This is a genomic window from Salmonella enterica subsp. diarizonae (assembly GCF_008692785.1).
In the GTDB taxonomy this organism is placed as follows: domain Bacteria; phylum Pseudomonadota; class Gammaproteobacteria; order Enterobacterales; family Enterobacteriaceae; genus Salmonella; species Salmonella diarizonae.
Genome location: NZ_VXJV01000012.1, coordinates 64,037 through 86,583, shown reverse-complemented (window position 1 = coordinate 86,583; position 22,547 = coordinate 64,037). Strand labels below are relative to the sequence as shown.

20 protein-coding genes are annotated in these 22,547 nt (G+C 53.5%); 5 read left to right on the top strand and 15 right to left on the bottom strand.

Annotated elements, in window-relative coordinates:
• The first annotated feature begins 6 nt into the window (after nt 1–6).
• Entirely contained in the window at nt 7–1,053 is a 1,047-nt protein-coding gene (potD, locus tag F4V72_RS21385) for a spermidine/putrescine ABC transporter substrate-binding protein PotD (RefSeq protein ID WP_023248255.1), read from the top strand.
• An 84-nt stretch (nt 1,054–1,137) separates the two neighbouring features.
• On the opposite strand, the gene cobB is transcribed toward potD, so the two are convergent.
• The 5 genes from cobB to lolC are packed head-to-tail and all read right to left on the bottom strand — an operon-like array spanning nt 1,138 to nt 6,054.
• Nucleotides 1,138–1,959: a Sir2 family NAD+-dependent deacetylase gene (gene cobB / locus F4V72_RS21380; RefSeq protein ID WP_023248254.1), complete on the bottom strand. Its 822-nt coding sequence runs from the start codon at nt 1,957–1,959 to the stop codon at nt 1,138–1,140.
• 17 nt (nt 1,960–1,976) lie between these two features.
• Nucleotides 1,977–2,888 (bottom strand): N-acetylglucosamine kinase, encoded by a 912-nt coding sequence (gene nagK, locus F4V72_RS21375; protein WP_023248253.1) that lies wholly within the window; start codon nt 2,886–2,888, stop codon nt 1,977–1,979.
• A gap of 28 nt (nt 2,889–2,916) precedes the next feature.
• The gene (lolE, locus tag F4V72_RS21370; RefSeq protein ID WP_150342503.1) at nt 2,917–4,161 is read right to left on the bottom strand and encodes a lipoprotein-releasing ABC transporter permease subunit LolE; all 1,245 of its coding nucleotides are present in this window, start codon (nt 4,159–4,161) and stop codon (nt 2,917–2,919) included.
• Nucleotides 4,161–4,862: a lipoprotein-releasing ABC transporter ATP-binding protein LolD gene (gene lolD, locus F4V72_RS21365; RefSeq protein ID WP_001033714.1), complete on the bottom strand. Its 702-nt coding sequence runs from the start codon at nt 4,860–4,862 to the stop codon at nt 4,161–4,163. The genes lolE and lolD overlap by 1 nt, the downstream gene beginning before the upstream one ends.
• Nucleotides 4,855–6,054, bottom strand: coding sequence for a lipoprotein-releasing ABC transporter permease subunit LolC (gene lolC / locus F4V72_RS21360; protein ID WP_170245771.1), 1,200 nt, complete (start codon nt 6,052–6,054; stop codon nt 4,855–4,857). Before lolC ends, lolD begins: the two co-directional genes overlap by 8 nt.
• Before the next feature lie 337 nt (nt 6,055–6,391).
• Between lolC and mfd the strand changes: the two genes are divergently transcribed.
• Nucleotides 6,392–9,838: a transcription-repair coupling factor gene (gene mfd / locus F4V72_RS21355; RefSeq protein WP_053509509.1), complete on the top strand. Its 3,447-nt coding sequence runs from the start codon at nt 6,392–6,394 to the stop codon at nt 9,836–9,838.
• 147 nt (nt 9,839–9,985) lie between these two features.
• Entirely contained in the window at nt 9,986–10,951 is a 966-nt protein-coding gene (ldtC, locus tag F4V72_RS21350; protein ID WP_023248249.1) for a L,D-transpeptidase LdtC, read from the top strand.
• A 164-nt stretch (nt 10,952–11,115) separates the two neighbouring features.
• Here ldtC and bhsA read toward each other — a convergent pair whose 3' ends face one another.
• Nucleotides 11,116–11,373 (bottom strand): multiple stress resistance protein BhsA, encoded by a 258-nt coding sequence (gene bhsA, locus F4V72_RS21345; RefSeq protein WP_023248248.1) that lies wholly within the window; start codon nt 11,371–11,373, stop codon nt 11,116–11,118.
• A 240-nt stretch (nt 11,374–11,613) separates the two neighbouring features.
• On the opposite strand from bhsA, the gene F4V72_RS21340 reads away from it, so the two are divergent.
• A complete protein-coding gene (locus F4V72_RS21340; RefSeq protein ID WP_114048753.1) occupies nt 11,614–12,249 on the top strand; it encodes a TetR/AcrR family transcriptional regulator in 636 nt (211 codons plus the stop codon).
• A gap of 73 nt (nt 12,250–12,322) precedes the next feature.
• Here the strand turns inward: F4V72_RS21340 and F4V72_RS21335 are convergent, their stop codons facing one another.
• The 8 genes from F4V72_RS21335 to hinT all read right to left on the bottom strand — a co-directional run bounded on the left by F4V72_RS21335 (nt 12,323) and on the right by hinT (nt 18,388).
• A complete protein-coding gene (locus tag F4V72_RS21335) occupies nt 12,323–12,862 on the bottom strand; it encodes a glycine zipper 2TM domain-containing protein (RefSeq protein ID WP_001043449.1) in 540 nt (179 codons plus the stop codon).
• Between the two features lie 178 nt (nt 12,863–13,040).
• Nucleotides 13,041–14,345 (bottom strand): NADH-quinone dehydrogenase, encoded by a 1,305-nt coding sequence (ndh, locus tag F4V72_RS21330; protein ID WP_023248246.1) that lies wholly within the window; start codon nt 14,343–14,345, stop codon nt 13,041–13,043.
• Between the two features lie 246 nt (nt 14,346–14,591).
• A complete protein-coding gene (ycfP, locus tag F4V72_RS21325) occupies nt 14,592–15,134 on the bottom strand; it encodes an alpha/beta hydrolase YcfP (protein WP_023248245.1) in 543 nt (180 codons plus the stop codon).
• 24 nt (nt 15,135–15,158) lie between these two features.
• Nucleotides 15,159–16,184 (bottom strand): beta-N-acetylhexosaminidase, encoded by a 1,026-nt coding sequence (gene nagZ, locus F4V72_RS21320; protein ID WP_023248244.1) that lies wholly within the window; start codon nt 16,182–16,184, stop codon nt 15,159–15,161.
• Between the two features lie 10 nt (nt 16,185–16,194).
• The gene (gene thiK / locus F4V72_RS21315) at nt 16,195–17,019 is read right to left on the bottom strand and encodes a thiamine kinase (RefSeq protein ID WP_053529966.1); all 825 of its coding nucleotides are present in this window, start codon (nt 17,017–17,019) and stop codon (nt 16,195–16,197) included.
• The gene (lpoB, locus tag F4V72_RS21310; protein ID WP_023248242.1) at nt 17,000–17,638 is read right to left on the bottom strand and encodes a penicillin-binding protein activator LpoB; all 639 of its coding nucleotides are present in this window, start codon (nt 17,636–17,638) and stop codon (nt 17,000–17,002) included. The genes thiK and lpoB overlap by 20 nt, the downstream gene beginning before the upstream one ends.
• Nucleotides 17,639–17,651: 13 nt before the next feature.
• Nucleotides 17,652–18,026 carry a YcfL family protein gene (locus F4V72_RS21305; RefSeq protein ID WP_023248241.1) on the bottom strand — a complete coding sequence of 125 codons (375 nt, stop codon included), beginning with the start codon at nt 18,024–18,026 and terminating at the stop codon, nt 17,652–17,654.
• Nucleotides 18,027–18,028: 2 nt separating this feature from the next.
• Nucleotides 18,029–18,388, bottom strand: coding sequence for a purine nucleoside phosphoramidase (gene hinT, locus F4V72_RS21300; protein ID WP_023248240.1), 360 nt, complete (start codon nt 18,386–18,388; stop codon nt 18,029–18,031).
• A 341-nt stretch (nt 18,389–18,729) separates the two neighbouring features.
• Between hinT and fhuE the strand changes: the two genes are divergently transcribed.
• On the top strand, nt 18,730–20,904 hold the full coding sequence (fhuE, locus tag F4V72_RS21295) for a ferric-rhodotorulic acid/ferric-coprogen receptor FhuE (RefSeq protein ID WP_070802692.1): 2,175 nt from the start codon (nt 18,730–18,732) through the stop codon (nt 20,902–20,904).
• Nucleotides 20,905–21,045: 141 nt separating this feature from the next.
• Here the strand turns inward: fhuE and ptsG are convergent, their stop codons facing one another.
• Nucleotides 21,046–22,479, bottom strand: a complete 1,434-nt coding sequence (gene ptsG / locus F4V72_RS21290) for a PTS glucose transporter subunit IIBC (protein WP_023184882.1) — start codon at nt 22,477–22,479, stop codon at nt 21,046–21,048.
• Nucleotides 22,480–22,547: the final 68 nt, after the last annotated feature.

The window sequence follows — 22,547 nt, the reverse complement described above, 5'->3', positions numbered from 1 at the left end:
CGTTAAATGAAAAAATGGTCACGCCACCTGCTCGCGGCGGGCGCCCTGGCGCTGGGTATGAGTGCCGCTCATGCCGATGACAACAACACACTCTATTTCTATAACTGGACTGAGTATGTACCGCCTGGACTGCTGGAACAGTTCACGAAGGAGACAGGCATTAAGGTTATTTATTCAACCTACGAATCGAATGAAACCATGTATGCCAAACTCAAAACCTATAAAGATGGCGCGTATGACCTGGTTGTTCCTTCTACATACTATGTCGACAAAATGCGCAAAGAAGGCATGATCCAGAAGATCGATAAGTCGAAATTAACCAATTTCCACAACCTCGATCCGGAAATGCTCAACAAACCGTTTGACCCCAATAACGATTATTCTGTTCCGTATATCTGGGGCGCAACGGCGATTGGCGTGAACAGCGATGCTATCGATCCAAAAACCATTACCAGCTGGGCTGACTTATGGAAACCGGAATATAAAAATAGCCTACTTTTAACCGACGATGCGCGAGAAGTATTCCAGATGGCGCTGCGCAAGCTGGGGTATTCCGGTAACACCACCGATCCGAAAGAGATCAAAGCAGCATATGAAGAGTTAAAAAAACTGATGCCAAACGTAGCGGCCTTCAACTCCGATAATCCGGCGAATCCGTATATGGAAGGGGAAGTCAACCTGGGGATGGTGTGGAACGGCTCGGCCTTCGTTGCTCGTCAGGCTGGCACGCCGCTGGAGGTCGTCTGGCCGAAGGAAGGCGGCATTTTCTGGATGGATAGCCTGGCTATTCCGGCGAACGCGAAAAATAAAGAGGGCGCGCTGAAGCTAATCAACTTCCTGCTGCGTCCTGACGTTGCGAAAGAGGTGGCGGAAACCATCGGCTACCCTACCCCAAACCTGGCGGCGCGTAAGCTGTTAAGCCCGGAGGTCGCCAATGATAAGTCGCTCTATCCGGATGCGCAAACCATCAGCAAAGGCGAGTGGCAAAACGATGTCGGCGACGCCAGCGCAATTTATGAAGAGTATTATCAGAAGCTAAAAGCCGGACGCTAATTCAGCCAAAGCGCCTATCTGGCCTACAGATGAACGTAACATGAATGTAGGCCGGATAAGCGCAGCGCCATCCGGCAAATAGAACTACAGACCTTTCAAGAGCTTATCAACAAATTCCGGCACGACCTGGCTTGCCGGGCCGTAGTGCTTCTCTTCAAACTCGCTACCGACCTGACTTGGCTCAAGATTCAGTTCCACCGTATGCGCGCCGTGCAGTTTTGCTTCATGCACAAAACCCGCAGCCGGATAGACATGACCGGATGTACCGATGGCGATAAAAATATCCGCCATCGACAGCGCCATATATATTTCATCCATGCCGAGCGGCATCTCGCCAAACCACACCACGTGCGGGCGTAGCGGCGCCGGGAACTGGCAGCAGTGACATTTATCTTCCGGCATCACATCACCGTTCCATTCCAGAATCTGGCCACTCTGCGAACAGCGCACCTTCAACAGCTCGCCATGCATATGAATGATGTTGCGATTACCCGCGCGCTCATGCAAATTGTCGATATTTTGCGTCACCAGCAAGAAGCGATCGCCAAGCGTCTCTTCAAGCCTCGCTAACGCCAGATGCGCCGCATTAGGTTGAATTTCCGACTGTTGAAGCTGCTGACGGCGGGCATTATAAAACGTCTGCACCAGCGCCGGATTGCGGGCGAATCCTTCCGGCGTCGCCACATCTTCAACCCGATGCTCTTCCCAAAGACCATCCGCCGCGCGAAACGTACGAATACCAGACTCTGCAGAAATTCCTGCACCTGTAAGGACTAATACTCTTGGGTTTTCCATCATTTCCGGCACCACTCTGTCTCTGAAAAAGATCCGCTGACGCAGACGTTCACGCAACAGACGTTTATTTTTACGAAAGCGGCTTAATCGATGAAACCGACGCGACTGCATAACAACCTCTTTTTTAATTAGTCGGTAAGATGTAAAAAAGCAGCGCCACGCATCCCACCGGCATCCCCATGCCGCGCACGCTCAATACGCGGAACGCGGGCAACAGGGAGGAGATGGCGCGGCAGTCTTTCCGCCAGTTGCGTTGTTATTGCCGTAAAGTTCGATAGTCCGCCTCCGATCACCAACAGGCAGGGATCGACAATCGTCAGTATATTCCCCAGACAAACCGCCAGTAAATCCAGATAGCGCTCAACATGCGCGTGCGCCTGTTCATCGCCCTGCTCCCACAAGGCGATAATCTCCGGTGCCTGTAGCGATTGATGATAATAATGCTGATATAGCCACGCAAAGCCACGCCCGGACAGATAATTCTCAATGCAACCCATCTGACCGCATCCGCAGCGGCGGAGAGGAAAATCAAATCCCATCAACGTTAGCGCGTCCACCGGCAAACGCATATGACCAAACTCGCCGGTGATATAGCTCTGACCGGTAATCGGCTTCCCATTTAGCACCAGACCGCCGCCGACGCCAGTGCCGAGGATAAGGCCCATAACCAAAGGGTATTGCGTGAATTCATCATCCCAGGCTTCGGATAAGGCAAAACAGTTAGCGTCATTGTCCAGACGCACATCGCGATCCAGACGGGCGCTGAGATCGGCGCGCAGTGGCTTACCGCTGGCCGCCGGAACATTCGCGGCGTACAGCGTGCCGTCTTCGGTTTCCGGCATACCGGGTATGCCAATCCCTACCGACCCTTTTACGCTAAATCGCTGGTCGGCTTCCGCGACCAGTTCGCACACGGCGTCTAAAAAGGCGCTATAGCCGGTATGGGGCGTGGGAACCCGTTTTTCCCACAGCAGCCGCCGCGTCGAATCAAATACGCCTAACGCAATCTTTGTCCCGCCAATATCAAACCCGTAATACATCACCGCTCCTTGTTTTTATATCCCGCGATTACTGGCCGCTCAATACTCGCGCAGGGTCAATGTTGCTCGCCCGCCGCGCCGGATACCAGCTCGCCAGTAAGCTTAACAACAACGCCGTGACCAGTACGTAAACAACGTCCAGCCAATGCAATTCGGATGGCAGGAAGTCGATAAAATAGATATCGCCGGACAAAAACTGATGCCCGATCGCCTTTTCAATCCCATTAATAATGGCAGTAAGCTGAAGCGAAACGACAACGCCGATCGCCACGCCAATCAAGCTGCCTAACAAGCCCGCCAGTAGTCCGTACCAAACGAAAATGGCACGAATTAAACCATCTTTCGCCCCCAGTGTTCTTAATACCGCAATGTCGCCGCTTTTGTCTTTTACCGCCATCACTAAGGTGGAAACGATATTAAAACAGGCCACGCCGATCACCAGAATCATCGCCAGATACATAATGGCGCGAATCATCTGGATATCACGATACATATAGCCGTAAGTGCCGATCCAGCTCTTAATGTAGACATAGCTGTTAGTCACCTCACCCGCGTCACGCACGAGTTTATTGGCGTTAAACACGTCATGGACCTTAAGCGCGATACCGGAAACGCTGGACCCCATATCCAGATACTGCTGCGCATCCTCAAGCGGGATCATGGCGAAGCTGTGATCGAGCTGGCCGCTCAGTTGCAGAATCCCGGTGACATGCAAACGCACGCGTTTGGGCTGGAGCAGCTTATGGTCGGCATTCGCATTGGGGATCATGATGGACACCCAGTCGCCCTGTTTCACTTTCAGCGCATCGGCGACACCTTTGCCAATAATGACCTGCTGCTCGCCCGCTTTGAAATGATCCCAGGCGTGATTTTGCACAAATGACGGTAGCGCGCTAAGCTGTAGCTCTTGCTTAGGGTCGACGCCTTTAACCTGAATGGCGCGCAAATTCGCCCCGCTCTCTACCAGGCCGGTAAAGTTGATATACGGCGCGGCGGCGGCAATGCCCGGCACCTTCTGCACTTTTGCCAGAGCTTCACGCCAGTTGGTCCACGGCTGATTGACGGCTTCAATCTCCCCGTGCGGCACCACCGCCAGAATACGATTATTCAGCTCGCGTTCGAAACCGTTCATCGCGCTTAAACCGACAATCAATACCGCTACGCCCAGCGCGATACCGATGGTAGAAATGACGGAAATGAGCGAAACCATACCGCCGCGCCGCCGTCCACGGCTAAAACGCAACCCAATTAACAATGATAAAGGCGACGCCATTACTCAGCCCCCATCAGGCTCAGTTCCGCCGTCAGGCGACCATCGCGCATCTCAAGCTGGCGGCTCATACGTTTCGCCAGTTGCAAGTCGTGAGTCACCACCAGAAATGCGGTTCCCTGCAGACGATTTAACTCGCCCAGAAGCTCAAAAATACTGTCGGCATTACGCGCATCCAGATTACCGGTCGGCTCATCCGCCAGCACCAGACGCGGGTTATTCACCAATGCGCGCGCTATCGCGACACGCTGGCGCTCACCGCCGGAAAGTTCCGAAGGTCGATGGGTTGCGCGATGCTCCAGCCCTACAGCGTGCAGCATTTCTCGCGCCCGCGCGTCAATCTCCGCCGGTTTCTTTTTGCCAATCAATAATGGCATCGCCACGTTTTCCAGCGCCGTAAAATCCGGCAGGAGATGATGAAACTGATAGATAAACCCCAGTTTCTGGTTACGTAATTCCGCTTTTGCCGCAGAAGAGAGTTTGCTCATCGGCTGGCCGCTAAAAATCACATCGCCGGAGGTGGGCGTATCCAGCCCGCCTAACAGATGCAGCAACGTACTTTTACCCGAACCGGAACTGCCGACGATCGCCATCATTTCACCTTCGCCGATACTGAAGCTGACATCGTGCAACACGTCTGTTTGTACGGTGCCTTCCTGATAGCGTTTGCACAGGTTGTCGCATTGCAACAGGATCTTATTCATAACGTAAAGCCTCAGCGGGTTGAGTGGCGGCAGCGCGCCAGGAAGGATAAAGCGTAGAAAGCAGCGCGATGGCCATTGCCACCAGCGCGATAACGATCACCTGTAACGGCTCTATCGCCACGGGCAACGCGGCGCCGTCCAGAAACGCGCCGATGACTGGCATCAGGTTATTCAGTTGGCTGGCAAGCAATGCGCCCAGCGCGGCGCCCAACAGCGCGCCGATAATACCGGCGCTGGCGCCCTGCACCATAAAGACCATCATAATTTGTCGGGGCGTCAGCCCTTGAGTTTGTAAAATCGCCACTTCGCCCTGCTTCTCCATGACCATCAGGCCCAACGAAGTAATAATGTTAAAAGCCGCGACCGCTACAATCAGACTCAGCAGCAATCCCATCATGTTCTTTTCCATGCGCACAGCCTGGAACAACTCGCCTTTGCGTTCGCGCCAGTCCTGCCACTTCGTGCCTTGCGGCAGCGTCTGCTGACTAAGGGTATCGACTTTCAGCGGTTCATCCAGCCATAGACGCCAGCCGGTAATATTGCCTGCCGGGTAGCGCATTAAACGCGACGCGTCCTGAATATTGACCAGCATTTCATAACCATCGACCTCGCTATTGGCGGCAAACGTGCCAATCACCGTAAACAGACGCTGGCTGGGCAGGCGTCCCATTGGCGTAAACTGACTGGCAGATGGCACCATTAGCCTAATCTGATCGCCGCGGTTGACCCCTAACTGTCCGGCGAGCTGCTCGCCGAGGATGACATTATACTTACCCGGCTGTAGTTCGCTTTGCTTCACATTGACCAAATACGGCGTTAACGGATCTTTTTGCGCCGGATCGATACCCAACATCACGCCAACCGCAACACTACGTGCGCTTTGCAGTACAACATCGCCCGTTGTCAGCGGCGCAATACGGTTAACGCCTTGCAGATTCACGGCTTTTTCCGGTATCTGATTCGGGTTAAGAGAGCCATGTTCAGCAGAGAGGATGGCCTGAGGCATCAGACCAAGAATGTTATTTTGCAGTTCGCGCTCAAAACCGTTCATCACCGACAATACCGTGACCAGCGCCATCACCCCCAGGGTAATGCCGATAGTGGAAAGCCAGGAAACGAAGCGACCGAAGCGATCTGCTGCACGCCCGCGCATGTAACGCAGGCCGATGAATAGAGCGACAGGTTGATACATGTAATCCGTCTGGTTGCTGTTAGCAAAGTCCCGAGTATATAAGCGAAAGCGGAATGCGTAAATGTCTGAACCGTAAGAGTTCGTCAGCGTTATTCTGAAAAATGCCGATAAATCAAGTCACTTATGCGTTCATACTTCACCTGTCCGGCGTGTTATCCGGCGGATTCAATTTGCTAATAGGCAACGATCGCGGATAATAAAGAACATTGCTTATCAGTCATATGCCCCTGAATACCTGAGCCCTTCATGCTGTTCCGGCGCGCAGCCAACCATGAAGCAGCCTGAAGGATGACGCGTAGAGTGCGGCGTAAAACAAAAAGAGATACTGACAACCGTTATGCCTGAAAAACAACGTTACACGCTGCCGACAAAAGCGGGCGATCAGCGCCAGTTGGGCGAGCTTACCGGCGCCGCCTGCGCCACGCTGGTGGCGGAGATAGTCGAACGACATGCTGGCCCGGTGGTACTCATAGCGCCTGACATGCAAAATGCTCTGCGACTGCATGATGAAATCCGCCAGTTTACCGATCAGATGGTCATGAACCTGGCGGACTGGGAAACGCTACCGTATGACAGTTTCTCCCCGCATCAGGAAATTATCTCTTCTCGTCTGTCCACGCTCTACCAGTTGCCATCGATGCAGCGTGGCGTCTTGATTGTACCGGTAAACACCCTGATGCAGCGTGTTTGCCCACATAGCTATCTGCATGGTCATGCGCTGGTGATGAAAAAAGGCCAGCGGCTGTCCCGCGACGCTCTGCGCGCGCAGCTCGACAGCGCCGGTTATCGGCATGTCGATCAGGTTATGGAGCATGGCGAATACGCGACGCGCGGCGCGCTGTTGGATCTCTTCCCGATGGGCAGCGAACAGCCTTATCGCCTCGACTTTTTTGATGATGAAATCGACAGCCTGCGTCTGTTTGACGCGGATACCCAGCGTACGCTGGAGGAAGTCGAGGCCATTAATTTGCTGCCCGCGCACGAATTTCCTACCGACAAAACCGCTATTGAGCTTTTCCGTAGCCAGTGGCGCGATACCTTTGAGGTAAAACGCGACGCCGAGCACATCTATCAGCAGGTCAGCAAAGGCACCCTGCCCGCCGGGATCGAATACTGGCAACCGCTCTTTTTCAGCGAACCGCTGCCGCCATTATTTAGCTACTTCCCCGCCAACACTCTGGTGGTGAATACCGGCTCGCTGGAAACCAGCGCCGAACGCTTTCAGGCCGATACGCTGGCGCGTTTTGAAAATCGCGGCGTCGATCCTATGCGCCCGCTTTTGCCGCCGGAAGCCCTTTGGCTACGAGTGGATGAGCTCTTTTCCGAGCTTAAACGCTGGCCTCGCCTCCAGCTTAAGACCGACCATCTGCCGGAAAAAGCCGCCAATACCAATCTCGGTTTCCAGAAATTACCAGATTTGGCTATCCAGGCGCAGCAAAAATCGCCGCTGGACGCGCTACGTAAATTCCTCGAATCTTTCAACGGCCCGGTGATTTTCTCGGTGGAAAGCGAAGGACGTCGCGAAGCGCTGGGGGAGCTCCTTGCTCGCATAAAAATCGCGCCGAAGCGGATTTTACACCTGGACGAGGCGCAGGATGCGGGACGCTATCTGATGATTGGCGCCGCGGAACATGGCTTTATCGACACCCAACGCAATCTGGCGTTGATTTGTGAAAGCGATCTCTTGGGTGAACGGGTCGCGCGTCGCCGCCAGGATTCCCGCCGCACGATCAACCCGGATACGTTGATTCGTAACCTGGCGGAGCTTCACGTCGGCCAACCGGTAGTGCATCTGGAGCACGGCGTCGGGCGTTATGCCGGCATGACCACTCTGGAGGCTGGCGGCATCAAGGGCGAATATCTGATGCTCACTTACGCCAATGACGCCAAACTGTACGTACCGGTCTCCTCATTACACCTGATTAGCCGCTATGCCGGCGGCGCGGAAGAAAGTGCGCCGCTGCATAAACTGGGCGGCGACGCCTGGTCGCGCGCCCGGCAAAAAGCGGCGGAAAAAGTGCGCGATGTGGCGGCGGAACTGTTGGATATTTATGCGCAACGGGCGGCAAAAGAGGGTTTTGCCTTTAAGCATGATCGTGAGCAGTACCAGTTATTCTGCGACAGCTTCCCGTTTGAAACGACGCCCGATCAGGCACAGGCGATTAACGCCGTATTGAGCGATATGTGCCAACCGCTGGCGATGGACAGGCTGGTGTGCGGCGACGTCGGCTTCGGCAAAACCGAAGTGGCGATGCGCGCCGCGTTCCTGGCGGTGGAAAACCACAAACAGGTGGCGGTACTGGTGCCGACTACGCTACTGGCGCAGCAACACTATGACAACTTCCGCGACCGTTTCGCCAACTGGCCGGTACGTATTGAGATGCTGTCCCGCTTTCGCAGCGCCAAAGAGCAGACGCAAATCCTGGCGGAAGCCGCCGAGGGTAAGATCGATATTCTGATCGGTACTCATAAACTGCTACAGAGCGATGTGAAGCTGCGCGACCTCGGCCTGCTGATTGTCGATGAAGAGCACCGTTTCGGCGTGCGCCACAAAGAGCGAATTAAGGCGATGCGCGCCGATGTCGATATTCTGACGCTCACGGCTACGCCGATCCCGCGGACGCTGAATATGGCGATGAGCGGTATGCGCGATCTTTCTATTATCGCCACCCCCCCTGCACGCCGTCTGGCGGTAAAAACCTTTGTCCGCGAATACGATAGCCTGGTGGTAAGGGAAGCGATTCTGCGTGAAGTTCTGCGCGGCGGTCAGGTTTACTATTTGTACAATGATGTCGAAAATATTCAGAAAGCCGCAGAGCGGCTGGCGGAACTGGTGCCGGAAGCGCGAATCGCCATTGGCCACGGGCAGATGCGCGAACGTGAACTGGAACGGGTCATGAACGATTTCCACCATCAACGTTTTAACGTGCTGGTGTGTACTACGATTATCGAAACGGGAATCGACATCCCCACCGCTAACACGATCATCATTGAACGCGCGGATCATTTCGGCCTCGCGCAGTTGCACCAGTTACGCGGCCGCGTAGGGCGCTCGCACCACCAGGCCTACGCCTGGCTGCTGACGCCGCACCCTAAAGCAATGACCACCGATGCGCAAAAACGGCTGGAGGCGATTGCGTCGCTGGAGGATTTAGGCGCCGGGTTTGCGCTGGCGACCCACGATCTGGAGATCCGCGGCGCGGGCGAACTGCTTGGCGAAGAGCAAAGCGGCTCAATGGAAACCATTGGCTTCTCACTCTACATGGAACTGCTGGAAAACGCCGTCGATGCGCTGAAAGCAGGCCGCGAACCGTCGCTGGAAGATCTCACCAGCCAGCAAACGGAAGTCGAGCTGCGAATGCCGTCGTTACTGCCGGATGATTTTATTCCGGATGTTAATACCCGGCTGTCATTCTATAAACGCATTGCCAGCGCTAAGAACGAAAACGAGCTGGAAGAGATCAAAGTGGAATTGATCGATCGCTTCGGCCTGCTGCCCGATCCGGCGCGTAATCTGCTGGATATCGCTCGCCTGCGCCAACAGGCGCAAAAGCTCGGCATCCGAAAACTGGAGGGTAACGAGAAAGGCGGAACGATTGAGTTCGCCGAGAAAAACCACGTTGACCCCGCCTGGCTTATCGGGTTGTTGCAAAAACAGCCGCAGCATTTCCGTCTGGATGGCCCGACCCGCCTCAAGTTTATTCAGGATTTAAGCGAACGTAAAACGCGTATAGACTGGGTACGCCAGTTTATGCAGCAACTGGAAGAAAACGCTATTGCATAAGCGTCAGGCCGGGCGTCATTACCCTGCGTCCGGCCTAATCTTTACAAATTCTTTGCACTTCCCTGCAGTTCCAGACACAGCCAGCCGCCATAATTCTTATTTCCTCTTTTATAAAAATAACCACATAATAATCATGGGCTTATTATAATGTTCGAAAATACGCGACTCTCTCGCTGGTGGGCGTTGCTTGCGCTTACCGCGACCATCATGCTTGCTCTTCCCGCGCAGGCGAATACGTGGCCTCTTCCGCCTCCCGGCAGTCGACTGGTAGGGGAAAATAAATTCCATGTCGTCGAAGACGACGGCGGCTCGCTGGAGGCGATCGCCAAAAAATATAACGTGGGCTTTTTAGCCCTGTTACAGGCCAACCCCGGCATTGATCCTTACGTGCCACGCGCAGGCAGCGTGCTGACGATTCCGCTGCAAACGCTGCTACCGGACGCGCCACGTGAAGGTATCGTCATTAACCTCGCGGAATTACGGCTTTATTATTATCAACCGGGGAAAAATACGGTCACGGTCTACCCTATCGGGATTGGTCAACTGGGCGGCGATACCCTGACGCCAACGATGGTGACAACCATTTCGGATAAACGCGCCAATCCAACCTGGACGCCGACCGCCAATATTCGCGCCCGCTATAAAGCGCAAGGCATCGATCTCCCCGCCGTGGTGCCTGCCGGTCCCGATAACCCGATGGGGCATCACGCGATTCGTTTAGCGGCCTACGGCGGCGTCTATCTGTTACATGGCACTAATGCCGATTTTGGCATTGGTATGCGCGTCAGTTCCGGCTGTATCCGCCTGCGCGACGGTGATATAGAGACGTTGTTCCGTCAGGTCACGCCGGGAACCAAAGTGAATATTATCAATACGCCGATTAAAGCCTCGGTGGAGCCAGGCGGCGTGCGACTGGTGGAGGTTCATCAGCCGCTGTCTAAAAATATAGGCGACGATCCGCAGGTGCTGCCGATTGTGCTGAATGGCCCTATACAGACGTTTAAGGACGCGCCGCAGACCGACGCCGCGGTGATGGAACATGTTATGGAAGTGCGTTCCGGAATGCCGGTGGATGTAACCCGTCACCCGGAGACAAAACCGCAGTCGCTGTAAGCGTTACGGTATTTATAGGCCGGATAAGTAAAGCACCATCAGGCTGGTTTACGCCGGATAGCGGCATAACCGCCTTATCCGACCGACAAAAAAGCCTCGCGATACATCGCGAGGCTTTTTCTTTTTATTGTGGCAATCGCAGTGACATTAATGAGGGTTAATGCTTACTTGTAGATTACCGCCGTACCGTGAAGGGTATTCGGACCGGTGACAGAGGTAATACGAAAAGACTTCGCGCCCATCTCCTCCGCTTTCTGCGCCAGCTGATCTTCCAGCGATCCCAGATTTGTGCCGCCATTCGCAGAAATGGTACCAAACTTCTGTTGACCGTCTGGTGTTGCCTGGACTTCAACGGCGGCGAAACTGGCGAATGAGAGCGAACCAAGTACCACAGCAGCGATGAGGGTTTTTACGTTTTTCATAGTTATGACCTTTAGCAGATGAATGAGTGTCGCAAGCATTAACTTAACGATCGATAAATTAATCATAGATGTGATCTGCATCACGCGTCAATTTCTTTTTATAATGATCGTTATATAATTTATAAAGATGTTATTTTTCATGTGAATAGAATTGATTTATTTTTCTAATGAACACGCTGGAGCCAGAAGTCGTTTGTTTTTATAATAGAGATCCCCCCTTTAAACAGGTACAACGGCATCATGACAACGGATACCACGAGTTGCGCGAAGAAAAGCCGTGGCCGACCAAAAGTGTTCGACAGGGAAGCCGCGCTTGATAAGGCCATGACCCTCTTCTGGCAACACGGCTATGAAGCAACTTCGCTTGCCGATCTCGTAGAGGCTACCGGGGCGAAAGCGCCTACTCTCTATGCGGAATTCACTAACAAAGAAGGATTATTTCGCGCTGTCCTGGATCGCTACATCACTCGCTTTGCCTCAAAGCACGAAGCCCAGCTCTTTTGCGAAGAGAAAAGCGTGGAATGCGCGCTGGAAGATTATTTCACAGAAATTGCTGCCTGTTTTACCAGCACAGACACGCCGGCTGGCTGCTTTATGATTAATACGTCCGCCACCCTGGCCGCCTCCTCGCACAATATCGCCCGTACAGTAAAATCACGCCACGCCATGCAAGAGCAGACGCTCATTCAGTTTCTGCGTCAGCGCCAGGAGCGCGGTGAAATTCCGGCGCACTGTAACCCGCAGGCGCTCGCAGAATATATAAACTGTATTTTACAGGGAATGTCGATTAGCGCCCGTGAAGGAGCCACCTTCGAACAACTGATGCAAATCACGCGCACGACTCTGCGCATCTGGCCTGAATTGCTCAAACCCTGAACGACGCAGTTTCGGATAAAAAAAGCCCCTCAGCCTGAGCGAATGAGGGGCTAACTTGCAGAGTACAGCTTTTTTATGCTTTGTTATTCAGAACCAGTTGGCCATTGCCGTCGAGGGGAATTTGCGTTCCGGGGTCTTTATCCATGCGGATTTTGCCCTGCTGATCGCCAATTTTGTACGTCACGTCGTAGCCAAGCATCTTTTCAGATTTGTCATACACCGTCTTACAGCGTTGCTGCGTGGTAGTGTAAGTATCACTTTCCTGCATTGATCCCTGGATTTGGTTGCCAGCATAACCGCCGCCCAGCGCCCCGACGACCGTCGCCACATCTTTACCACGACCGCCGCCAAATTGATGTCCAATCACGCCGCCTGCTACTGCGCCAAGCACTGAGCCGGCGATACGGTTTTCGTCCTGGACCGGTCTGCGATGCGTGACGGTGACATTACGGCACTCCTGACGCGGCGTTTTTACCGTCTCTTTAATCGGTTTAGCCGATATCACCTGCGCATATTGCGGACCACGATCAAATACGTTGAGACTGGCTACTGCCGCCACGCCCAGCGCAGCCGCTACGCCAATCCCTATACCCGCCAACATTGATTTATTCACGGGAGTTCCTCCTTCGTTGCTATTGGTAACAATTTTGCAACCAGTATGCGAACAAAGCCAATCGGAATGAGGATGAAAAGTGTGGGATGAGACGGTAAATCTGAAGGATTCGGACAACTCCGAAGAAAGATACGGAGAAGCGCTCACCGGTGCGAACAACCGGTGAGCCGCAGAGAAATTAGTGCAGTTTCAGGCGCGGACGAATGACGCGGTTAATACTTCCCACCAGCATCATCAGGCCGGTTTTAAAGTATCCATGCAATGCTATCTGGTGCATACGGTATAACGAGATATACACGAAGCGGGCGATACGTCCTTCAATCATCATTGAACCGCGGGTCAGGTTCCCCATCAGACTACCAACGGTAGAGAAGTTGGACAGCGAGACCAACGATCCATGATCTTTATACTGATAGGATTTCAGCGGCTTGCCATTCATCTGCGCCAGAATGTTATTCATCGCGCAGGTAGCCATCTGATGCGCCGCCTGAGCGCGAGGCGGTACAAAGCCTCCCTCCGGACGTGCGCAGGAAGCACAGTCGCCAATCGCATAAATATCAGGATCGCGCGTGGTTTGCAGCGTCGGTTCCACCACCAGTTGGTTAATGCGGTTAGTTTCCAGACCGCCAATCTCTTTCATAAAATCTGGCGCTTTGATACCCGCCGCCCACACCATCAGATCGGCCTGAATATACTCGCCTTCTTTAGTATGCAGACCGCCTTCGTCGGCGCTGGTGACCATAGTTTGAGTCAGCACGCGAACGCCCAGTTTGGTCAGTTCATTATGCGCAGCGCTGGAGATACGCGGCGGCAACGCAGGCAGAATACGCTCGCCAGCCTCAACCAACGTCACGTTCAGCGCGTCGTTGGTCAGTCCCTTATAACCATAGCTATGTAGCTGTTTTACCGCATTATGCAGTTCAGCCGACAGCTCAACCCCCGTCGCACCGCCGCCAACGATGGCGATATTGACCTTACCGTTCGCTCCCAGATTAGCCGAATATTTGAGGAACAGGTTCAGCATCTCCTGGTGAAAACGGCGCGCCTGATGCGGGTTATCGAGGAAGATACAGTGCTCTTTCACGCCCGGCGTGTTGAAATCATTAGAGGTACTGCCCAGCGCCATCACCAGCGTGTCATACGCGATTTTGCGCTCCGGCACCAGCAGTTCGCCCTTTTCATCACGCAACTCGGCAATGGTGATGGTTTTTGCTTGCCGATCAATATCCATCACCGACCCCAGTTGGAACTGGAAACCATGATTACGCGCATGAGCCAGATAGCTCAGCGCATCCACGCCTTCGTCCAGAGAGCCAGTCGCCACTTCGTGCAGCAGTGGTTTCCACAGGTGGCTGTGATTTCTGTCTACCAGCGTGATTTTCGCTTTTTTCTTGCGCCCCAGTTTATGGCCTAACTGCGTCGCCATTTCCAGCCCGCCAGCGCCGCCACCGACAATCACGATCCTTTTTAATGGTGTAGTCAACGTGACCCCCTTAAATTTATTAACCAATTGTTAATTAAAAGTTATTGCCTTAACCTTTAATTAACAACAAGTTACGTTATTGGACATTGGCTTCTGATATGAGAATAGCATGAACGGTGCATTGGTCATACCAAAATTGATGTGCATCAAGTTTTCATGCTGAAAAGATAGACAACCTGCGAGAATTGAGCATAAAAAAACCAGCCATAAGGCTGGTTATCCCGTTATCGATAATGCCGGATGGCGTTACCCCAGCGTTTTAAACGCTTTGATACGTTGCAAATGCGGCGAAATATTTTTAAATTTGTGAGTCTGTTCCTCATCCCACACAATTTCATAATACTGGTGAAGCGCTTGCGATGATCGTTGGCTGTCCAGCGCTTCGTCATGGCGCGAGAGGATCACCAGACAACGATCGCGATTTTTTTCGCGAAAGTTAGTCACGCACTTTGTGGCGATGTCCGCATATTCTTCCGGGCGATCGATTTTCCCCTCCATGTTTTCATAGGGGAAAAGGTTCGGGTTAAAGACCACCTGACGGATATCGCACAAAAAGCCAATCCGCTCCGCCCAGTAACCGCCCAGCCCCACGCCACAGATTAAAGGGCGATCGTCCACATTCAACTGCAACATTTTGTCCACTTCTTTCAGCAGATGCTGCATATCGTGCTTAGGATGCCGCGTACTGTAGCTTACCAGCCGGACATCCGGGTCGATAAACTGTAATTGCAACACTTTCTCATGGTTGCCCGGACTATTTGAATCAAAACCGTGTAAATAAATAATCATCTGGCACCCTCACGAAAACTCGAGTTAATGACCTGCTTTTTCTTCCTGCCAGCGTTCATGTAACTGGTTGAGCTGGGCGCTGGCTGTTTTCCAGCGCGCTGAGTCCATGAGCTCCCGGCGTGAAAATGAACCTTTATGATACAAACGTGTAACACGTTCTGCTTTGATCGGCGACAGATTATCCAGCACGCTGACTGCGCCTTTACGATTATTGCAGACCAGAATCATATCGCAACCCGCATCCAGCGACGCCTGAGCGCGCTCAGCATAGCTGCCCATAATCGCCGCGCCCTCCATAGACAGATCGTCGGAGAAAATGACGCCGTCAAAGCCCAACTCCTGACGCAGCACCGTTTTCAGCCAGTGCGGCGAACCGCTTGCCGGACGCGGATCGACAGCGCGGTAGATCACGTGGGCAGGCATAATCGCATCCAGCTTATTCTCGCTAATCAGCGTGCGGAACACCGACATATCTTTGCCGCGAATATCCGTTTCAGAACGTGGATCGCACGGCGTCTCTTTGTGGGAGTCCGCCGTGACCGCGCCGTGACCGGGGAAATGTTTACCGGTCGTTTTCATCCCGGCATCATGCATGCCGTCAATAAAGCGCGTCGCCATTGCCAACGCTTTTGCGGGATCGGCATGATAGGAGCGCTCGCCAATCGCCGCGCTGATATGCCCGACGTCCAGCACTGGCGCAAAACTGATATCAATATCCATCGCGATCATTTCGCTGGCCATCAACCACCCCGCCTCCTGCGCCAGTCGTCCCCCCTCTTCCAGCCCATGTAGCGCAAAAAAAGATTGCGCCGCAGGCAGGCGGGTAAATTCTTCGCGGAAACGCTGTACGCGACCGCCTTCCTGATCGACGGCCACCACCAGATGGTTACGCGATGCCGCCCGAATCTGGCGCACTAATTCGCGCAACTGTTCCGGGTCATGGTAATTACGCGTGAACAGAATAAGCCCACCAACCCGCGGATGCGCCAGTATCTCACGCTCTTCCGCATCCAGCTCAAATCCTTCGACATCCAACATTACTGGGCCCACACTGCTCTCCTCATCCTTTCATACGTAGCTGGCGCCAGGTTTCATCGGCCAGCCTGATAAATTGTTGCTCGCCGGTTTGCCGCCAGCGGTATTCGAACCATCCTGCTTTCAGCATAATAACCCAGGGTTGCCATAACCGTATCTGCCGCCATAGCTGCCGCGCGTCGATTCGCGCGCGCGCGGCATAAGCGTTTGCCAGTTGTCGGTGCTGCCGTTCATCCTCAACCCATACCGCCGCCAGCTCCAGCGCAATATCGCCGTCGCCGGCATACTCCCAGTCAATCAGTCTCAGTCCGGCGGGCGTTAATACTATATTGTCGCCATGGACATCCATATGCACAGGCGCAAGCCGCAGCGGGCGGGGTTCACCGTTTTTTTGCAACTGTTTGAGCCGCCGCAACCAAAACGGTGTACGCCTCGCCGGATCGCAACACACCCAGTACTGCGCCAGCAGTGGCGATAGCGCGATACGCCAGCCAAAACGCGGCTGTTGATGCAAATGATACAGTAAGGCCGCCAGCTCGTCGGCATCCGGCAGAGCGGAATTTACCGCGCCATGCAGATATTCTACCGCCATCCAGCCTGACGTATAAAAAAGCGCTCGCGGCGCAAGACTGACCGGCAACCGGGATAAGGCGCGGTAATGACGTAAAAAATGGGCTTGTGGAGCGTCAGGATCGTGATGACGGCGCAAGACGATACGATGCGTATCGTGGGCAATAATACAGCTCCCGCCGCTTAGCCCCTGCGATACGGCGGCGACGGGACGATACTGTGGAAAATAGCGCGACAGGATCTCGTCGCGCGTTAAGGAATTATTGTTGTTGGACCGCACCTTTACCTGACCAGATTATCTCGCCAGTTTGCACCAGCATTAACTGCATCTGTAATGCAGGCGCGTTAACATTACCGGATGCGCTGGAGTAGAGCACATATTGCGCCCCGACATTGCGCGCGATACCGATCGCTTTACTGCGTGTTCCCAGACTATCCTGCGGAGACAACCCTAACTGCTGTTTTGCCATCGAGAGTTGCTGTACGGAGACCAGCGTAAATTTACCATTGTTAGCCAGCGCATGACGTAATGTTTCGGTTGCCTCGTTCGCATTTAACGACCCATTCGTTCGGTTATTCACGCTGTCGACAAGCAATACGCTTCCGGCCGTCACGCCATCAGCCTGCAACATTTTGCTGACCAGCGGTTGCATCGCGCCGTTCCAGTCATAGTGGCGCACCTTAGGCGCTGGCTGGCCCGTTTGATCTTCATGTTCGATCGGCCCCGGTTGCTGGGGAATCGTCGGTACAGACGGCACAACAGGAGGCTGCGGCGGCTGTGCAGGTTGTTCTGGCGCTGGTTTGACCTCTTCAACTGGCGCAGGCTCGCGTTGCGCCATACACCCGGAGAGAAATATCGCCAGCGCTGCGATTGCGGCGTAGCGATGCATTTTTGTCATCAAAGTTCACTCCTCACAAATAAAGATAAAGCCTGACCTTGTGCGCCCCCAGATAATTGGCGCTGCCAAATAGCGTTACCGACGAACGCGCGGGTATGGTTACGCTACGCGGCGCCTCCAGCGGATGCATCTCCAGCCCCCGTGCGTCATACCAGTAGAACCGATAATGAACGGTAATGGGCTCTTGCCTTTCGTTATAGACGCGTGAAGAGGCTGATGGGTGGATATCAGACGCCGTCAGTTCAGGCTGCTCGGCGGTGACGCCCGCCGCCAGAACCGTGGACTCCATCACCAGCGACTGCGCGTCGCTTACCGGAATTTCAGGGTGTGACCGGCAGCCGGTAAGCAGCAGCAAGCCCAGAGAAACCGCGATGCATCCTTTGATCATACTTACAAGCCTTTATGCGCTAGCATCGGACCAAGCGGGCGACCGCCCAGCAGATGCATATGGATATGATAGACCTCCTGGCCCCCATGACGGTTGGTATTCATGATTAAACGATACCCATCTTCGGCAATGCCTTCCTGTTCGGCGATTTTCGCCGCCACGGTGATCATCCGACCTAACGCCTGTTCATGTTCCGCCGTCGCGTCATTGACGGTTGGGATCAGGATATTAGGAATAATCAGAATATGCGTAGGCGCCTGCGGTGAAATATCGCGAAATGCGGTGACCAGATCGTCCTGATAAACGATATCCGAAGGGATTTCACGACGAATAATTTTGCTGAATATAGTTTCTTCTGCCACGACGTTTTCCTTTTTCATAATAGCCCTTGCGGCGCACATGCTACGCCGAGCCATACTGCGAGTATAGAGTATGAGCGAGTTACCGACGCTCTTTCAACTTTAACCCACGATTTATTAAGCGAAAAATGCCTACATGCCGGACTTGCCGCCATATCCCCCTGCCATGACGCCTTCGTACGCTTAAAAAATATTTTCAGTTTCACGGTTTATACCGTTTTACACACTTAATACAAATGCGTATATTTCTCATTTGCATTTTTATGCGCATTAATTGACAAAGAATGAAAAGGTTCAACGTTTTACGTCCTGAACTTACTCCAATAACAAGCAAGGATTTTCAGATGTCTTTCACTCAATACCGCCGGGATAAACACATTCAGTCTACCGCCGCACCATCGTTGTTAGCCATGGGTATTGCGATGGCGTTTATGCCTGCCGCCTTCGCGGCTGAGGATACTGTTATTGTCGAGGGCGCGACGACCATTGACGCCGTAAACCGCGAAGAACAGGATTACAGCGTGAAAACGACCGCAGCGGGCACCAAAATGCCGATGACACAACGCGATATTCCACAGTCGGTCAGTATTGTCAGCCAGCAACGTATGGAAGACCAGCAGTTGCAGACCCTGGGCGAGGTAATGACCAATACGCTGGGGATCAGCGGAAGCCAGGCCGACTCCGATCGCATCAGCTATTACTCCCGCGGGTTTGAAATTGATAACTATATGGTTGACGGTATTCCAACGTATTTTGAGTCCCGCTGGAATCTTGGCGATGCGCTAACGGATACCGCGCTGTATGAGCGCGTGGAGGTGGTTCGCGGAGCGAATGGGCTGATGACCGGAACCGGTAATCCCTCCGCTTCGATCAATATGATCCGTAAACATGCCACCAGTCGGGAATTCAAAGGTAACATCTCAACAGAATACGGTAGCTGGAATAAGCAGCGTTACGTCATGGATTTGCAAAGTCCGCTCACCCCAGACGGCAACGTCCGTGGGCGCATCGTGGCGGGTTATCAGAATAATGATTCCTGGCTGGACCGCTATAACAGTGAGAAAACGTTCTTTTCCGGAATTGTCGATGCCGATCTGGGGGCAACCACTGGCCTTTCAGCCGGTTATGAATATCAAAAAATTGATGTCAACAGTCCAACCTGGGGCGGTCTGCCGCGCTGGAACACCGATGGCAGCAAAAACAGCTATGACCGCGCGCGCAGTACCGCCCCGGACTGGGCTTATAATAACAAAGAGATTAATAAATTCTTCGTCACGCTTAAGCAGCGTTTTGCCGAAAGCTGGCAGGCGACCCTGAATGCGACCCATACCGAGGTCAAGTTCGACAGTAAGATGATGTATATTGATGCCTTAGTGGATAAAGAGACAGGCGCTCTGGCGAGTCCTTACGGCGCAAGCTACCCCGTGGTCGGCGGTACTGGCTGGAACAGCGGCAAGCGCAAAGTAGATGCCATAGATCTCTTTGCCGATGGCGCTTATGAGCTGTTTGACCGTCAGCACAACATGATGTTTGGCGGGAGTTATAGTAAGCAAAATAACCGCTATTTCAGCGCCTGGGCGAACGTCTTCCCGGACGACATTGGCAACTTCAGCGCCTTTAATGGTAATTTCCCGCAAACCAACTGGGCGCCACAAAATCTGGCGCAGGACGATACCACGCATATGAAATCGCTGTATGCCGCCACGCGCATTTCACTGACCGACCCGCTGCATCTGATTCTTGGCGCTCGCTATACCAACTGGCGTGTTGATACTCTGACCTACAGCATGGAGAAAAACCATACCACGCCGTATGCCGGGCTGATTTATGATATCAACGACAACTGGTCCGCTTATGCCAGTTATACCTCTATCTTTCAGCCGCAGAATAAACGCGACAAAGCGGGCCAATATCTGGCTCCGATTACCGGTAACAACTATGAAGCGGGACTGAAATCCGACTGGATGAACAGTCGTCTCACCACTACGTTGTCTGTGTTCCGCATTGAGCAGGATAATGTCGCTCAGGCGACCACTATTCCCATTCCTGGCAGTAACGGGGAGTTCGCCTGGAAACCTACTGACGGAACGGTGAGCAAAGGCGTCGAATTTGAAGTGAACGGCGCAATCACCGATAACTGGCAGATGACTTTTGGGGCCACCCGTTATATAGCCGAGGACAACGAAGGTAACGCCGTGAACCCTAATTTGCCGCGCACCAGCGTGAAGTTATTCACCCGCTATCGTCTGCCGGTGATGCCGGAACTGACCGTCGGCGGCGGCGTGAACTGGCAGAATCGGGTTTACAAAGAAACCACTACGCCGTATGGCACTTTCCGCGCCGAACAGGGCAGCTATGCGCTGGTCGATCTGTTTACCCGCTATCAGGTGACGAAAAATTTCTCCGTACAGGGAAACATTAACAACCTGTTCGATAAAACCTACGACACCAATATTGATGGTTCCATTGTTTACGGCGCGCCGCGTAACGTGAGCCTCACCGCCAATTATCAGTTCTGACAGACTGCCGGATGGCGACATAAATGCCTTATCCGGTCTCCCCCTGTAGGCCTGATAAACGCAGCGCCATCAGGCAATGTAAAACGCCATTAAAAAAGGCAGCCGAATGGCTGCCTTAGTTCTCCCCAACATCATTACTGCTTAGCTGTTACGGATGTACTCATCCATTTCCGTTTTCAGGTTATCGGATTTCGTACCGAAAATAGCCTGAACGCCGGAACCTGCGACCACAACGCCCGCCGCGCCCAGTTTCTTCAGGCCAGCCTGATCCACTTTCGCTACATCGGCCACGCTCACGCGCAGACGCGTGATACAGGCATCCAGGTTGGTAATGTTCTCTTTACCGCCAAACGCCGCCACCAGAGCTGGTGCCATTTCGCTGGTCGCGCCCGCTTTTGCATCATCAGTGGAGTCTTCACGACCCGGCGTTTTCAGATCCAACGCTTTAATCAGCACGCGGAAAACGGTGTAGTACACAATCGCATAACCGGCACCAACAATCGGGAACAGCCACAATTTGCTGCTGTTGCCGGACAGCACGATAAAGTCGATCAGACCATGGGAGAATGAGGTACCGTCACGCATCCCCAGCAGAATACAGATCGGGAATGCCAGACCTGCCAGAATCGCGTGAATAATGTACAGGATCGGCGCCACGAACATGAAGGAGAACTCGATAGGCTCGGTGATACCGGTCAAAAACGAGGTCAGCGCGGCGGAAATCATGATACCGCCCACTTTCGCGCGGTTTTCCGGTTTAGCAGAGTGCCAGATGGCAATGGCCGCCGCCGGCAGACCGTACATTTTGAACAGGAAACCGCCGGATAGCATACCCGCCGTCGGGTCACCCGCCATATAGCGCGGAATGTCGCCGTGGAATACCTGACCCGCTGCGTTAGTGTACTCACCGATCTGCATCTGGAAAGGAACGTTCCAGATATGGTGCAGACCAAACGGCACCAGACAGCGCTCGATGAAACCGTAAATACCAAACGCCACAACCGGATTCTGGTAAGCCGCCCACTGCGAGAACGCCTGGATAGCTGTACCGATTGGCGGCCATACGAAAGACAGCACTACACCGGTAAAAATAGCGGCCAGACCCGAAATGATCGGCACGAAGCGCTTACCCGCAAAGAAGCCCAGATACTCAGGCAGTTTGATACGGTAGAAGCGGTTAAACATATACGCTGCGATCGCACCGGAGATAATACCGCCAAGCACACCCGTATCAGCAAGGTGTTTTGCGGCGATCTCTTCAGCAGGTAAATGCAGAACCAGCGGCGCAACCACAGCCATGGTTTTCACCATGATGCCATACGCCACTACCGCAGCCAGAGCCGAAACGCCGTCGTTGTTGGTGAAGCCTAATGCCACGCCGATAGCAAAAATCAGCGGCATATTGGCAAAAACAGATCCGCCCGCTTCCGCCATAACGTGCGATACAACGGCTGGCAGCCAGCTGAAGTTAGCGGAACCGACACCCAGCAGGATACCTGCGATAGGGAGTACGGATACCGGCAGCATCAGCGATTTACCGACCTTTTGCAGGTTAGCAAATGCATTCTTAAACATAATTGAGAGTGCTCCTGAGTATTTGTGCTTTTCTACGTTCTCACGCATTGGCGAGGGGGGAGAACCCC

What these genes read in the sequence shown, in the direction of transcription:
- potD (WP_023248255.1), top strand. Translation starts at nt 7, where the DNA reads ATGAAAAAATGGTCACGCCACCTGCTCGCGGCGGGCGCCCTGGCGCTG.
- cobB (WP_023248254.1), bottom strand. Translation starts at nt 1,959, where the DNA reads ATGCAGTCGCGTCGGTTTCATCGATTAAGCCGCTTTCGTAAAAATAAA.
- nagK (WP_023248253.1), bottom strand. Translation starts at nt 2,888, where the DNA reads ATGTATTACGGGTTTGATATTGGCGGGACAAAGATTGCGTTAGGCGTA.
- lolE (WP_150342503.1), bottom strand. Translation starts at nt 4,161, where the DNA reads ATGGCGTCGCCTTTATCATTGTTAATTGGGTTGCGTTTTAGCCGTGGA.
- lolD (WP_001033714.1), bottom strand. Translation starts at nt 4,862, where the DNA reads ATGAATAAGATCCTGTTGCAATGCGACAACCTGTGCAAACGCTATCAG.
- lolC (WP_170245771.1), bottom strand. Translation starts at nt 6,054, where the DNA reads ATGTATCAACCTGTCGCTCTATTCATCGGCCTGCGTTACATGCGCGGG.
- mfd (WP_053509509.1), top strand. Translation starts at nt 6,392, where the DNA reads ATGCCTGAAAAACAACGTTACACGCTGCCGACAAAAGCGGGCGATCAG.
- ldtC (WP_023248249.1), top strand. Translation starts at nt 9,986, where the DNA reads ATGTTCGAAAATACGCGACTCTCTCGCTGGTGGGCGTTGCTTGCGCTT.
- bhsA (WP_023248248.1), bottom strand. Translation starts at nt 11,373, where the DNA reads ATGAAAAACGTAAAAACCCTCATCGCTGCTGTGGTACTTGGTTCGCTC.
- F4V72_RS21340 (WP_114048753.1), top strand. Translation starts at nt 11,614, where the DNA reads ATGACAACGGATACCACGAGTTGCGCGAAGAAAAGCCGTGGCCGACCA.
- ycfP (WP_023248245.1), bottom strand. Translation starts at nt 15,134, where the DNA reads ATGATTATTTATTTACACGGTTTTGATTCAAATAGTCCGGGCAACCAT.
- lpoB (WP_023248242.1), bottom strand. Translation starts at nt 17,638, where the DNA reads ATGACAAAAATGCATCGCTACGCCGCAATCGCAGCGCTGGCGATATTT.
- F4V72_RS21305 (WP_023248241.1), bottom strand. Translation starts at nt 18,026, where the DNA reads ATGATCAAAGGATGCATCGCGGTTTCTCTGGGCTTGCTGCTGCTTACC.
- fhuE (WP_070802692.1), top strand. Translation starts at nt 18,730, where the DNA reads ATGTCTTTCACTCAATACCGCCGGGATAAACACATTCAGTCTACCGCC.
- ptsG (WP_023184882.1), bottom strand. Translation starts at nt 22,479, where the DNA reads ATGTTTAAGAATGCATTTGCTAACCTGCAAAAGGTCGGTAAATCGCTG.